General features: G+C 67.3%; 11 protein-coding genes. 9 read left to right on the top strand and 2 right to left on the bottom strand.

All coding sequences use genetic code 11. From position 1 onward, the window contains the following. Positions 1 to 76 precede the first annotated feature (76 nt). The 9 genes from Q8T13_22780 to Q8T13_22740 all read left to right on the top strand — a co-directional run bounded on the left by Q8T13_22780 (position 77) and on the right by Q8T13_22740 (position 10874). Positions 77 to 556: a hypothetical protein gene (locus Q8T13_22780; protein ID MDP3720599.1), complete on the top strand. Its 480-nt coding sequence runs from the start codon at positions 77 to 79 to the stop codon at positions 554 to 556. Then, positions 553 to 1545 carry a carboxypeptidase-like regulatory domain-containing protein gene (locus tag Q8T13_22775; protein ID MDP3720598.1) on the top strand — a complete coding sequence of 331 codons (993 nt, stop codon included), beginning with the start codon at positions 553 to 555 and terminating at the stop codon, positions 1543 to 1545. The genes Q8T13_22780 and Q8T13_22775 overlap by 4 nt, the downstream gene beginning before the upstream one ends. A 71-nt stretch (positions 1546 to 1616) precedes the next feature. Next, the gene (locus tag Q8T13_22770; GenBank protein ID MDP3720597.1) at positions 1617 to 2264 is read left to right on the top strand and encodes a hypothetical protein; all 648 of its coding nucleotides are present in this window, start codon (positions 1617 to 1619) and stop codon (positions 2262 to 2264) included. Positions 2265 to 2270: 6 nt separating this feature from the next. After that, positions 2271 to 3065, top strand: a complete 795-nt coding sequence (locus Q8T13_22765) for an ATP-binding cassette domain-containing protein (protein MDP3720596.1) — start codon at positions 2271 to 2273, stop codon at positions 3063 to 3065. After that, entirely contained in the window at positions 3062 to 4621 is a 1560-nt protein-coding gene (locus Q8T13_22760) for an ABC transporter permease/substrate-binding protein (GenBank protein ID MDP3720595.1), read from the top strand. The genes Q8T13_22765 and Q8T13_22760 overlap by 4 nt, the downstream gene beginning before the upstream one ends. A gap of 133 nt (positions 4622 to 4754) precedes the next feature. Then, positions 4755 to 7457, top strand: a complete 2703-nt coding sequence (gene acnA / locus Q8T13_22755) for an aconitate hydratase AcnA (GenBank protein MDP3720594.1) — start codon at positions 4755 to 4757, stop codon at positions 7455 to 7457. Position 7458: 1 nt separating this feature from the next. Further along, the gene (gene queG / locus Q8T13_22750; protein ID MDP3720593.1) at positions 7459 to 8511 is read left to right on the top strand and encodes a tRNA epoxyqueuosine(34) reductase QueG; all 1053 of its coding nucleotides are present in this window, start codon (positions 7459 to 7461) and stop codon (positions 8509 to 8511) included. Between the two features lie 9 nt (positions 8512 to 8520). After that, positions 8521 to 9072: a YqgE/AlgH family protein gene (locus Q8T13_22745; protein ID MDP3720592.1), complete on the top strand. Its 552-nt coding sequence runs from the start codon at positions 8521 to 8523 to the stop codon at positions 9070 to 9072. 89 nt (positions 9073 to 9161) lie between these two features. Further along, entirely contained in the window at positions 9162 to 10874 is a 1713-nt protein-coding gene (locus Q8T13_22740; protein ID MDP3720591.1) for a hypothetical protein, read from the top strand. 26 nt (positions 10875 to 10900) lie between these two features. Here the strand turns inward: Q8T13_22740 and Q8T13_22735 are convergent, their stop codons facing one another. Together Q8T13_22735 and Q8T13_22730 are read right to left on the bottom strand one after the other, a co-directional pair. Further along, a complete protein-coding gene (locus Q8T13_22735) occupies positions 10901 to 11203 on the bottom strand; it encodes a metal-sensitive transcriptional regulator (protein MDP3720590.1) in 303 nt (100 codons plus the stop codon). Then, positions 11200 to 13581, bottom strand: coding sequence for a heavy metal translocating P-type ATPase (locus Q8T13_22730; GenBank protein MDP3720589.1), 2382 nt, complete (start codon positions 13579 to 13581; stop codon positions 11200 to 11202). The genes Q8T13_22735 and Q8T13_22730 overlap by 4 nt, the downstream gene beginning before the upstream one ends. Between the last annotated feature and the right edge of the window lie 3 nt (positions 13582 to 13584).

The raw sequence follows: 13584 nt of genomic DNA, 5'->3' as shown, positions 1-13584 counted from the left end.
TGTTGCCCGTCGGTCGCTGTCCAATCTGTGTCTAATCTGTGGCCTGATCGTGTCGGCGGCCGGACCGGCAAGGGCCGTGACGGTTGCTCCGCTGAGCTTCGAGGAACTGGTCCGCCGATCATCAGTCGTTGTCTACGCGCGCGTGATCGACGTGCAGGGGCAGTGGAGCGACGATCGCCGCCGCATCGACAGCCTGGTCACCGTCGAAGTGATCAAGGGATTGAAGGGGCCCGCGACGGCTGAGTTGACGCTGACCGTTCCGGGCGGACAGGTCGGACGGTACCGCAATGTCATGCCCGGCGCGCCATCGTTCGCGAGGGGCGACCACGCCGTGCTGTTTCTGATGGCCCGCGGGCCCCGGTTGCCGGTGACCACCGGCTTTGCCCAGGGCATCTACCGCGTGGTTCGGGACACCGCTTCCGGCACCGCGCTCGTGACGCCGCCGGCGATCGAGCCGGCCGGGGCGCCCATTGTCCGCGGCGACCGGCGCCGCGCGCCCGTGTCCCTCGACGCGTTCGAGACCGCCGTGCGGGCGGTGCGGGAGGCGGTCCGATGAGGCGCGCGATTGGCGTCGTCGTCGCCGCCCTGCTGGTGGCGGGATCGTCACTGCCCGCCGGGGCGTATCTGAAGCACGGTACCCCGGTTGACGGCCGCGTGATTGACGTCACATGGCGGGGCCCGGTCCGCTACTTCGTCTTTGAAGCCAACAGCCCGACGGTGTCGGCCGGCGACCTGCGTGGCGCGGTGGCGCGAGCCACGGCGACGTGGCAGGCCGTGCCGTCGGCCATCGTTCGCTTCGAATTCCAGGGCATGACCGCGGCGGAACCGGGGATGGTCGACGGGCGCACGACGCTTGGTTTCCTCGACCGGCCGGAGCTCGATCGCGTGCTCGGCGCCACCAGCTTCCTGATCGACGACACCAACGGGGACATTGTCGAAGCCGACATCTTCTTCAATGCGCGGTTCGCGTGGTCGGTCGCCGCCGATGGCACGCCGGGCCGCGTTGACCTGGAATCGGTGGCGCTCCATGAACTCGGCCATCTCCTGGGCCTCAGCCACTCGGCGCTGGGCGAGACCGAATTGACCAGTACCGGCGGCCGCCGCGTCATCGCCTCCGGCTCGGTGATGTTTCCGATTGCCATGTCGGCGGGCACCATCGCTGACCGCGTCCTGCAGGCCGACGACATGGCCGGCATTGCGGACCTCTACCCAGCCGCCGGCCAGGTCGCCGCGACCGGGGGCATTACCGGCCGGGTTACGAAGAACGGCCAGGGCATGCTCGGCGCGCACGTCGTCGCATTCAATCCCGAGACCGGCGTCAGCGTCGGGAACTTCGCCCTCAACGACCGTGGCGAGTTTGCGATCATCCGGCTGGCGCCCGGGCCTTACATCCTCAGGGTCGAGCCACTGGACGATGCGGAGGTGGATAGCTTTTTCTCAACCGCCATCGATGTGAACTTCCGCGTCGCCTATGCCCCGCGCATGGTCGTGGCGCCGCGCGGAGGGTCATCGGCGCCAATTGAGATCAAGGTGTTACCGAAATGAGGGTGCCTAAGGTGCCTAAGGTGCCTGGGGTGCCTAGGGTGCTGTGCTTGGGTGCTCTGGTGCTCGGGTGCTTGAGTGCCGACGTCGCTTCTGCGCAGGAGGCGCCGGCGTTGCGCGCGCATCGCGTGGTGCTCGAGGGCGGCGTGGTGTGGTCTGGCGGCTACGACGTGGGCGACATCAACGCGCGGTTGCGCAGCAACGCCGTTGGCCGCACGCCGCCGCCATTCACGTGGTTTTCCGCCAGCTCGCAAGTAGGATCTGTCGCCAGCGCCGCAGCGCGCGTCGGGTTCACGCTCACACCTTCCCTCGCGATTGAAGGCGGCGGGGCGTTTGGCAGGCCGCGCCTACCCGTCACCATTACCGGTGATACGGAGACCAACCGGCAGGACCTCGAGGGCGAACAGCTGCACCAGTATTTGCTCGATGTCGCCGTGGTCTGGCACATGCCTGTACGCCTCGGGCCTCGCGTGCGTCCGTTGGTGGTGGGCGGCGCCGGTTACCTGCGGCAACTGCACGAAGAGCGCACCTTAGTCGAGACAGGGCAGGTCTACTACGCCGGTGTGGGTGCGCGGTACTGGATCCGCGGCGGCTCGGGCACGGCCCGGTCACTGGGGCTGCGTGGCGACCTGCGGGCTAACCTGCGCCGCGGCGGCATCGATTTCGAAGACAAGGCTCGCGTCTACCCGACGTTCGCCGTTCACCTGTTCCTGTCCTTGTAGACACGCATGCCCGGACCCGCCGTCCAGTTCGCGGAAGTCTCGGCGAGTCGCGGCGGCCGGCCGGTGCTGCACCACGTGTCGATGACCGTGCATCACGGGGACACCGTGGCGCTGGTCGGGCGCAGCGGCTCGGGCAAGACCACGCTATTGCGGCTGGTCAACCGACTGCTGGATCCCGATGTGGGCGACGTGCTGGTCGATGGCAAGAACACGCGGGACTGGGATCCCATCGCGTTGCGGCGTCGCACCGGCTACGTGATCCAGGACGCGGGTCTCTTTCCCCATGTCACCGTCGGCGACAACCTCGCCACCGTGCCGCGGTTGCTGGCCTGGCCCGCCGACCGCGTCAGTGCCCGGGTGGACGAGTTGCTGACGCTGGTTGGCCTGGAACCGGCGGTGTTTCGCGACCGCTGGCCCGACGAACTGTCGGGCGGCCAGCGGCAGCGTGCCGGGCTGGCACGTGCCCTGGCGGCCGATCCGCCGCTGTTGTTGATGGACGAGCCGTTCGGCGCGCTTGATCCGATCACGAAGGGCGAACTACACGCCGAGTTTCTTCGCGTGCAGCGGACGTTGCCTGCCCCCCATAGCGCACTGGCAAGGGAACCGCGCGGCGGGGGGCACCGGTCGGTGATCCTCGTCACGCATGACATGGCAGAGGCCTGCGCGCTGGCGGATCAAATCGCCGTGCTGCATGAGGGGGCGCTGATCGCGTGCGATACGCCAGCTGCCCTGCAGACGAGTGATGATCCGAGAGTCCGGACCCTAATGGGAACGGTCCGCCTAAAGGCGGACGCCACATGACGGAACTGCTGGCGTTTGTCGCGTCGCATCGGGCCGAGATGGCCACGCGGCTCGGCGAGCATGTCGTGCTCGTGGCGGCCTCGACGGCGATTGCCGCGGCGGTGGGCATTCCGCTGGGCATCCTGGCGGCCCGCCGGCCATCACTGTCGCGGCCGATCGTCGGCCTGGCCAACCTCGCCCAAACCATTCCGAGCCTGGCCCTGTTCGGCTTCCTGATCCCCCTGCCGTTGATCGGCGGCATTGGCACGCGGACGGCGCTCGTGGCGCTCACGGTCTATGCGGTGCTACCGATCCTGCGCAGCACGATCACCGGCCTGCAGGGCGTCCCGCCAGCCGTGGTGGAGTGCGCGGTGGCCATGGGTCTGACACCACGGCAGGTACTGCGCCAGGTGGAATGGCCGCTGGCGCTGCCGTCCATCGTGTCGGGCCTGCGGGTGGCCGTGGTGATCGGCGTGGGCACCGCGACCATCGCGTCCGCGATCGGCGCCGGCGGTCTCGGCGACTACATCTTTCGCGGACTCGCCATGGTCGATGCCACGGTGATTCTTGCGGGTGCACTGCCGGCCGCGATCCTGGCGTTGGCCGCCGACGCCGCGCTCGCCGCCGCCGGCCACCTGGCCGATGCGCGCCGCCGCTCCGCTCGCCATGTTGCCGTTCTGGCCGTGGTGGCGCTGCTCGCCGCGGCCGCGGTGTGGTCCGGCCGGGCGACGGCCGGCCGCGCCGACCTTGTGGTCGGCTCCAAGAACTTCACCGAACAAGTGGTGTTGGGGGAGTTGCTGGCGCAGGCGATCGAGCGCCAGGGCCTGACCGTGGACCGGCGCCTGAACCTCGGCGGCACCGCGATTGCGCATGAAGCTCTGCTCAGCGGCGGCATCGACCTCTACGTCGAGTACACCGGCACGGCGCTGACGGCGATCTTCAACGAGGCCGCGTCCGCCGATTCGGAGGCCGTGTTCGAGACCGTGCGTGGGCGCTACGCGGCGCTCGGCGCGACGCTGATGCCGCGCCTTGGCTTCAACAACACGTTTGCGATTCTCGTGCGGGGCGACGATGCGAAGCGGTTGGGACTGAGGACCGTGAGTGACCTGGCGGGCATGGTCCGCCTAAAAGCGGACGCCACATTGCCGAGGGCGGACGCCACATGGCGCGCTGGGTTTGGCTATGAATTCCTGGAGCGGCCCGATGGCTTCAAGGGACTGAGCGCGGCCTACGGCCTGTCGTTCGCGGCATCGCCGCGGGTGATGGACCTGAACCTGATCTACCGGGCCCTGGCCGCGGGCGAAATTGACGTCACGGCCGGCGACGCGACCAGTGGCTTGATCGAGGCCCTTGGCCTTGCCGTCCTGGAGGACGACCGTCACTACTTCCCGGTCTACGACGCTTCGCCGGTCGCCCGGGCGTCGATGCTGCTGCAGTATCCGGCCGCCGCCGCGGCAGTTCGCAACCTGGCCGGGCGGATCTCCGCCGCCGACATGCGGCAAATGAACTTTGCCGTGGACGGCGAGAAGCAGGACCCCGCCGCCGTCGTCCGCGCGTTCCTTGATAAGATTAGTTGAATAAGTCTTCGCGTTCCCTGCGGGCCGTTCCGTAGGAACGGCCCCAGTGCCTTCGGTGAGCGAGGTTGCTGGATTCACGCAATAGCTGAAACGATCCATTAGGTGGGTTGTAGTTCAGGAGCCTGTCGCCATCATGCCTAGTCTCGATACTTTCAAGACCCGCACCGCGTTGTCCGTCGGCGCCGATACGGTCAGCATTTACAGCCTGCCCGCACTCGAGAAGGCCGGGTTCCCGAACGTGGCCCGCCTGCCGTACTCCCTGAAGATCCTGCTCGAGAACCTGCTGCGCCGCGAGGACAACGGGTTTGTCAAGACCGCTGATATCACGGCGCTGGCGACGTGGGATCCGAAGACGATTGGCGAGAAGGAAATGTCGTTCATGCCGGCCCGCGTGCTGTTGCAGGACTTCACCGGCGTGCCGTGTGTCGTCGACCTGGCAGCCATGCGCGACGGCATTGTCGCGCTCGGCGGCGATCCGCAGAAAGTGAATCCGCTGCAGCCCGTGGAACTGGTCATCGACCACTCCGTGCAGGTCGATCACTTCGGGACCGCCAACGCCAAGGACCTGAACGCCGACCTCGAGTACCACCGCAACCGCGAACGCTACGTGTTCCTGCGCTGGGGCCAGACCGGCTTCCGCAACTTCCGCGTCGTCCCGCCCGAAACCGGCATCGTGCACCAGGTCAACATTGAGTACCTCGCGCGGGTGGTGTGCCGCGATGCCGATGGCACGGCGTATCCGGACACGGTGTTCGGCACCGACTCGCACACCACCATGGTCAACGGCCTGGGCGTGGTGGGCTGGGGCGTGGGTGGGATCGAGGCCGAGGCGGCCATGCTCGGCCAGCCCAGTTCGATGCTCATTCCGACCGTGCTCGGCTACCGGCTGTCGGGGCAGCTGCCCGAGGGCGCGACCGCGACCGACCTGGTGCTGACCATCACCGAAGCGCTGCGTAAGCGCGGCGTGGTCGGTAAGTTCGTCGAGTTCTACGGTCCCGGCCTTGCGAACCTGACCATCGCCGACCGCGTGACGCTGGGCAACATGTGCCCGGAGTACGGCGCGACCGTCGCGATCTTCCCGATTGACGACATGACGCTCGAGTACATGCGGCTGACCGGACGCGAGGCGTCGCAGGTGGCGCTGGTGGAGGCCTACGCCAAGGCGCAGGGCCTGTTTGCCACGGCCGGGGCGCCGGATGCCGTCTACACCGAGACCATGGAGATGGACCTGGCGAGCGTGGTGCCCAGCCTAGCCGGCCCGCGGCGGCCGCAGGATCGCGTGTCGCTGTCGAAAGCCAAGGCTTCGTTCGCCGGTTCGCTCGACGAGTTGAAGAAGGGCGTGAAGCCTTCGACAAGCTCAGGCCAGGGTCCTGGTGGCACCGGCGCTGCCGTGGCCACGCCGACCCAGCTTGAACATGGTTCGGTCGTGATCGCGGCCATTACGAGCTGCACGAACACCTCGAACCCGAGCGTAATGATTGGCGCCGGCCTCGTGGCCAAGAAGGCGGTCGAACACGGCCTGACCCGCAAGCCGTGGGTGAAGACCAGCCTCGCGCCGGGCTCGAAGGTGGTCACCGACTACCTGAAGAAGGCCGGCCTCGACACGTATCTCGATCAGATCGGCTTCAACCTGGTGGGCTACGGCTGCACCACCTGCATCGGCAACAGCGGCCCGCTGCCGGAAGAGGTCTCGTCCGAGATCATCGAGCGCGGACTGGTCGTGGCCTCGGTGCTGAGCGGCAATCGGAACTTCGAGGGCCGCATCCAGCAGGAGGTGCGCGCCAACTACCTGGCGTCGCCGCCGCTGGTGGTCGCCTACGCGCTGGCCGGGTCGATGAACATCGACCTCACCACCGAACCGCTGGGCACCGGCCAGGACGGCCAGCCGGTCTACCTGAAGGACGTGTGGCCGACGGAGAAGGAAATCCAGGCGGCCATGCTGCACAGCGTGACGTCGGAGGCCTATCGCCAGCAGTACGCCAACGTGTTCGAAGGGCAGGAGCGCTGGAAGAACCTGCCGGTGCCGACCGGCGACCGGTTCGCCTGGGAAGCCGACTCCACCTATATCCGCAAGCCGCCGTTCCTCGAGAACCTGTCGATGACGCCGGCGCCGCTGACCGAGATCACCGGCGCGCGCGCGCTCGCGCTGCTCGGCGACAGCATCACCACCGACCACATCTCGCCGGCCGGCAACATCAAGGCCAATAGCCCCGCCGGCAAGTACCTGGTCGAGCATGGCGTGGCGCCGGTGGACTTCAACTCCTATGGCGCCCGCCGCGGCAACCACGAGGTCATGATGCGCGGCACGTTTGCCAACCCGCGGATCAAGAACCAGATGGTGCCGGGCATCGAGGGCGGCGTGACCGCCTACTTGCCCGGTGGCGACGTCGTGCCCATCTACGACGCCGCGATGAAGTACCAGGCGGCCGGCGTGCCGCTGGTAGTGATTGCGGGCAAGGAGTACGGCTCGGGATCGTCGCGCGACTGGGCAGCCAAGGGCACCATGCTGCTCGGCGTGAAGGCGGTGATCGCGGAAAGCTACGAGCGCATCCATCGCAGCAATCTCGTGAACATGGGCGTGCTGCCCCTGCAGTTCACCGACGGCGAGAACGCGGCCAGCGTCGGATTGACCGGCCGCGAGACGTTCGCGCTGGCCGGTGCGGGTGCGGCCCTGAAGCCGCGTGCGGTCGTTACGGTGACCGCGACGGCCGAGGACGGTTCGACGAAGTCGTTCACGGCCATGGCGCGCATCGACACGCCCGAGGAACTGGTGGCGTTCTCGCACGGCGGCATCCTGCCGTATGTGCTGCGTCAGCTCGTCCGCAGTTCGAAGTGAGGTGCTGACAGCGCAGTCGATCAAGCAGCAGGCGCTGACCCTCGGATTTGATGTCTGCGGGGTGGCGCCTGCGACGGCGCTGCCCGAACTCGCGTTCCTCCCTGAATGGCTCGCCCGCGGCTACGCGGGCGACATGATCTACCTGCATAAGTCAGCCCACGCGCGCGCTGATATCCGGAACTTCCTGCCCTCGGCACGCTCGGTCATCGTCGCGGGCGCGATCTACAACACCGAACAGCCGGGAGTCGGGAACCGGGAGTCGGGAGTCGATGGAGTTCGAGTCGCTCGCTACGCGCGCGGGCAGGACTACCACATCGTCCTCGCCGAACGGCTGGAGCGGCTCACCACGTGGATGCGCGAGCAGACCCACGAGCCGTTCGCGACGGCCATCTTTGTCGACAAGCATCACGTGCAGGAACGCGTCTACGCGCAGCACGCCGGGATCGGCTGGATCGGCAAGAACAGTTGCGTGATCAATCCTGAACTCGGCTCCTACATGTTCTTGTGCGGCGTGGCGACGAGCCTGACCCTGGACGTGGATGCGCCGGCGACCGATCAATGTGGCGCCTGCACATTGTGTCTTGATTCGTGCCCGACCGGCGCGATTGTCGATGAGCACGTGGTCGACGCCACCAGGTGCATCTCGTACTTGACCATTGAAATTGACGGGGCCATCCCGGAGCCGCAGCGGCCCTGGCTGGGCAACCACGCCTACGGTTGCGACATCTGCCAGGAGGTGTGCCCGTACAACCTGGCCCCGGTGGTGACTGCGGATCCGGCGTGGACGGCGGCGCCGAGGGACGGCGCGTCGGCCGCCGAGCTGTGGCAGCGCACCGACCGGGAACTGCATGAGTTCGTGAAGGGCAGCGCGATGACGCACCTGCCGTTGTCGGGCCTGCGCCGCAACCTGGCCATCGTGATTGGCAATGCCGGCGATGCGGCGCTGGCGCCGGTGCTCGAGCGGCCTGGCCACGGGGTGAAGAACTCGGCGCACAGCGCGCACACGCCAGTGGTCGAGGAGGCGGTGGCGTGGGCGAGGCGACGATTGAAGTAGTATCGATCCATGGCGAACGCCTCTCTCGCCCCCGTGCTGCTGGTCTCGATGCCTCAGCTGAACGATCCCAATTTCTCGAAGACGGTCATCCTGCTGGCGGAGTACGGCGCCCATGGCGCCTTCGGTCTGGTGCTGAACCGCCGGATGCCGGAGCCCGCGCAGGCGATTGTCACGGCCGACGAACCGATCGAGATCCATCCGAAGATGCACCTGTTCACCGGTGGCCCGGTCGAGCCGACCCGCGCGTGGATCCTGACCGCGAAGCCCGAGCTCGATCCGGAAGCGCTCGAAGTGCAGGCGGGCGTTTATCTGTCGGCCTCGCCCACACTGGTGAGGCAGACGCTCGAGGCCTCGCCCGAACCCGGGATCCGGATGATCGTTGGCTATGCCGGCTGGGGCGCGGGGCAACTTGATGGCGAACTCGCCGAGTCATCCTGGCTGCTGGCGCCGGTCGAGTCGGATCTGATCTTCTCGACGCCGGTCGACCAGATGTGGGAAGTGGCTATCAGGCGGCTGGGTGCGGAGCCCTCCATGTTGCAAGGTTCGTCGGGCGTTCACTAGCCGACGGTGACGGGAGCGACCTACTGGTCGGGAGGGCACTGCTGGTCGGGAGGAAACTGCTTGTCGGGATTGGTGCGAAGGAGTCATTCATGGGACGGGTCATCATGACGGTAGCATCGGCTTCACTCGTGCTCGCGTTGGCGGGTTGTCGCACGCAGGCGCCGACCGGGCCGCCTCCGAATGCGGAGCCGGCGTCGCCCGCCGACCAGGCGGTGTCGCAACTGCAGCAGAAGACCGCACGGTTTGCGCCGACGGATCTCACCGCGGACATCTCGGCGCTGCCCGCTAACGAGCGCGAGGCGCTGGCCCACATGGTGCGGGCCGCGCAGGTGATGGACGCGCTGTTTCTGGAGCAGGCGTGGTCGGGCAACGAGACCATGTTCCAGGCGCTCGTGAGAGACGAGACCCCGCTTGGCAAGGCGCGGCTGCACGCGTTCCTGGTGAACAAGGGACCGTGGTCCCGCCTGGATCACAACGAGCCGTTCATCCCCGGCGCGCCCGACAAACCCGCCGCCGCGAACTTCTATCCCGTGGGTGCGACCAAAGAGGAAGTGGAGAAGTGGATCGCTGGGCTCGGTCCAGAAGAGAAGACCGCCGCCACCGGGTTCTTCACGACCATTCGTCGCGGTCCTGACGGCCAGCTGATCGCGGTGCCCTACAGCCTGGAATACCAGGGCGGGCTGGCGATTGCGGCCCAGCACCTCCGCGCCGCAGCCACCGCCACCGCGCAGCCCACGCTCAAGGCGTACCTCGAATCGCGCGCCGCTGCGTTCGTGTCGAACGACTACTACGACAGCGATGTCAAGTGGATGGAGCTCGACGCCACCATCGAGCCGACCATCGGGCCGTACGAGGTCTACGAAGACGAGTGGTTCAACTACAAGGCGGCGTTCGAAGCGTTCATCACGGTGAAGGACCGCACCGAGTCGGACAAGCTGCAGAAGTTCGCCGGCTCGCTGCAGGACATCGAGAACAACCTGCCCATCGACGCGAAGTACCGCAATCCGAAGCTGGGCGCGCTGGCGCCGATCGCGGTCGTCAATACCGTGTTCTCGGCGGGGGACGCCAACCGCGGCGTCCAGACGGCCGCGTTCAACCTGCCGAATGACGAGCGTGTCATCCGCGAGAAGGGCAGCAAGCGGGTGATGCTGAAAAACAACCAGCAGGCCAAGTTCGACAAGGTGCTGACGCCGATCTCGAAGGTGGCGCTGGCATCGGCCGACCAGGGGAACATCGCGTTCGAAGCCTTCTTCACGCACATCCTGATGCACGAACTGATGCACGGACTCGGCCCGCACGACATCACCGTCGGTGGCCGCACCACGACAGTGCGCCAGGAACTCAAGGAGACCTACAGCGCGATCGAAGAGGCCAAGGCCGACATCTCGGGCCTGTTCGCGCTGCAGTTCCTGATCGATCGGGGTCAGCTCGACAAGGACCTCGAACAGACCATGTACACGACGTTCCTGGCGTCGGCGTTCCGTTCGCTCCGCTTCGGCATCAACGAAGCGCACGGCCGCGGCCAGGCGATCCAGTTGAACTACCTGCTCGATCGGGGTGGCTTCACGGTCAACGCCGATGGCACGTTCGCGGTGGACACCGCGAAGATCCGCGACGCCGTCACCGCGCTCACCGGCGAGATCATGACGCTGCAGGCCGAAGGCAGCTACGCCAAGGCCAAGCAGATGATCGACACGCTCGGCGTGCTGCGGCCGCCAACGAAGGCCGTGCTCGACAAGCTGACGGCGGTGCCGGTGGATATCGAGCCGCGCTTCGTGACCGCGCTGGATCTCTTGAAGTAGAGTCCGCCTTCAGGCGGACTGACAGCTCACCGAAGGTGTCGATACACGAGCTCCAGCAGCTCGTCGTAGGTGGCGTCCGCTTCTTTCGGTCCCTGCTTGATCGCCGAGGCGACGCAGTGCTTCAAATGGTTGCGTAGCAGCTGTCGTCCCACCGCCCGCAGCGCCTCTTGCGCTGAGGCAATTTGCGTGATGATGTCGGGGCAGTAACGATCCTCTTCGACCATCTTGTGGATGCCGCGGATCTGGCCTTCGATGCGCCGGAGGCGCTTCAGGTTCGCGTCCTTCACTTCGGGATCCACGGCCACCGCATGCTCATGTGTGTGCTTCACGACAGGGTCACTCCTCGTAGACGAAGGCTGTTGGAGACGACGCTCACCGAACTGAATGCCATCGCCGCACTGGCGAGGATGGGGCTCAGCAGGATACCGAAGACGGGGAACAGCACGCCGGCCGCGACTGGGATCCCAATCACGTTGTAGACAAACGCCCAGAACAGGTTCTGCTTCATCGTCCGCATGGTCTTGCGGGAGAGGACGATCGCCTGGGTTACGCTGTCGAGGTCGCTGCGCATCAGCGTGACCGACGCGGCCTCGCCGGCAATGTCGGTACCCGAGGCCATGGCCATGCCGATGTCGGCTTGCGCCAGCGCCGGGGCGTCGTTCAAGCCGTCGCCCACCATCGCCACGACGTGGCCGTCCGCCTGCAGACTCTTGATCGCCGCGACCTTGCCGTCGGGCAGGACTTCGGCGATGACTTCACTGACGCCGGCCTGCTTCGCCACCGCCTCCGCGGTCGCCTTCCGGTCGCCAGTGAGCATGACCGTCCGCAACCCGTGCCGGCCGAGCGCCTCGACCACGTCTTTCGCGTTCGCGCGCATGGTGTCGGCGATGGCGAACGCCGCGACGGCCTGGCCGCCGATCGCGACAAAGACCACCGTGTTGGCGTTGGCCGCCCACTCGCGCGCCTTCGCCTCGAGCGGCGTCACGTCCACGCCAGACTCGCGCAGCAGGCCTTCGGTGCCGGCGATCACGTTCCGGCCATCGACCGTGCCACTTACGCCCTTACCCGGCAGCGCGCTCACGTTATCCACTGCCGGCCGCGGGCCGCGGTCGTCACCGGCTGCGGCGACGACCGCTTTGGCGAGCGGGTGCTCGGAGCGGCTCTCGAGCGCCGCGGCGAACCGCAGCACCGTCGCCCGGTCCTGTCCCGGCGCGATCAGCATGTCGGTGACGCGCGGGGTGCCCTCGGTCAGCGTTCCCGTCTTGTCGAAGACGATCGTATCGACGGCCGCCAGCCGCTCGAGCGGTTCACCGCCCTTGATCAGGATGCCGGCCGCCGCGCCGCGCCCGCTGGCCACCATCACGGCGGTCGGCACCGCCAGCCCCATGGCGCACGGGCACGCGATGATCAGGACCGACACCGCCGCGGTGATCGCCGATGCAAACGACGGCGTCTCGGGCAACACCATCCACGCCGCGAAGGTTGCGATCGCGATCGAGATCACGATTGGCACGAACACCGCCGAAATGCGATCGGCCAGCCGCTGGATCGGCGCCTGCGAGCCTTGCGCCTCTTTCATCAGCGTGACAATGCGGGCCAGCACGCTGCCGGTGCCCACCGCGGTCGCCCGCACTTCGAGGGCGGCCGTGCTGTTCACGGTGGCGCCAATTACCCGGTCGCCGGTGGCTTTCTCGACCGGCATCGACTCACCGGTCAACATGGACTCATCCACCGCGCCGCTGCCGCTGGTGATCTCGCCGTCCACAGGGAAGCGTTCACCCGGCCGGACCAGCACGATGTCGCCGGCGCGGACCGCGGCGATCGGGATGTCCTGTTCCTGCCCGTCGCGCCGCACGCGCGCGCTCGACGGCTGCAGCTTCGCCAACTGGCGCAGCGCTCTCGTCGTCTGGGTCTTGGCGCGCGCCTCCATGGCGTTGCCGAGCAGCACCAGCGCGATGATGATGATGACCGCTTCGTAATAGACGTCAGGCCGCGCGCCGTCGGCGACGAACCACGACGGCACCAGCGTGGCGGCGAGCGAGTAAATGAAAGCTGACCCCGTGCCGACCGCGATCAGCGTGCTCATGTCGGCCGTGCCGTGCTTCAGGCCCGACCAGGCGCGGGTGTAGAAGTGGCGGCCGGCCCACGTCATGACGAAGACGGTGGCGGCCAGCAGCGCGTAGGTCAGGATCAGCGGATCGAGTGCGTAAAGCCAGGGCAGCGCCGCTCGCACCGGCGGGTCGATCGCGGTCATCGTCCAACGGAGCAGCGGATCGCCCGAGTGCTCGGCGTGCGGTGACATGCCACCCATCAACGGCATGGACGCGATCATCGCCACCGCGCCGAGGGCAAGGCTCACCAGCGATTTCGTGCGGAGGGTGTTGTACTCGCGCTTCTGCTGCTGCTCCCGCTCATCATCGGCACTGCTGGTGTCATCGGCCGCCACCGGCAGGCGCGAGACGTAGCCGGTGTCGTTGATGGCCGCGACGATCTGGGCGGGGTTGGTCGCCGCCGGATCGAAGTGCACCGTGGCTTCGTGCATCATCAGGTTCACCGCCGCCTTGGCGACGCCTGGCTGCTTGCTGAGCGCACGTTGCACGGTCGCCTGGCACGCCGCGCAGGTCATGCCCTCCACGGGCAGGGTGATCTTTTGGGCGGGTTGGGCCGGTGGGGCCGGTGGGGCGGGTTGGGCGAGTTGGTTGCTCATGGC

This window comes from Acidobacteriota bacterium, assembly GCA_030697165.1.
Lineage (GTDB): Bacteria > Acidobacteriota > Vicinamibacteria > Vicinamibacterales > UBA2999 > 12-FULL-67-14b.
This window is presented reverse-complemented; position numbering and strand designations above follow the sequence as displayed.

Excerpts from the sequence above, each read along its gene's own strand:
- Q8T13_22775 (MDP3720598.1), top strand. The coding sequence starts at position 553 with ATGAGGCGCGCGATTGGCGTCGTCGTCGCCGCCCTGCTGGTGGCGGGA.
- Q8T13_22765 (MDP3720596.1), top strand. The coding sequence starts at position 2,271 with ATGCCCGGACCCGCCGTCCAGTTCGCGGAAGTCTCGGCGAGTCGCGGC.
- Q8T13_22760 (MDP3720595.1), top strand. The coding sequence starts at position 3,062 with ATGACGGAACTGCTGGCGTTTGTCGCGTCGCATCGGGCCGAGATGGCC.
- acnA (MDP3720594.1), top strand. The coding sequence starts at position 4,755 with ATGCCTAGTCTCGATACTTTCAAGACCCGCACCGCGTTGTCCGTCGGC.
- Q8T13_22745 (MDP3720592.1), top strand. The coding sequence starts at position 8,521 with ATGGCGAACGCCTCTCTCGCCCCCGTGCTGCTGGTCTCGATGCCTCAG.
- Q8T13_22740 (MDP3720591.1), top strand. The coding sequence starts at position 9,162 with ATGGGACGGGTCATCATGACGGTAGCATCGGCTTCACTCGTGCTCGCG.
- Q8T13_22730 (MDP3720589.1), bottom strand. The coding sequence starts at position 13,581 with ATGAGCAACCAACTCGCCCAACCCGCCCCACCGGCCCCACCGGCCCAA.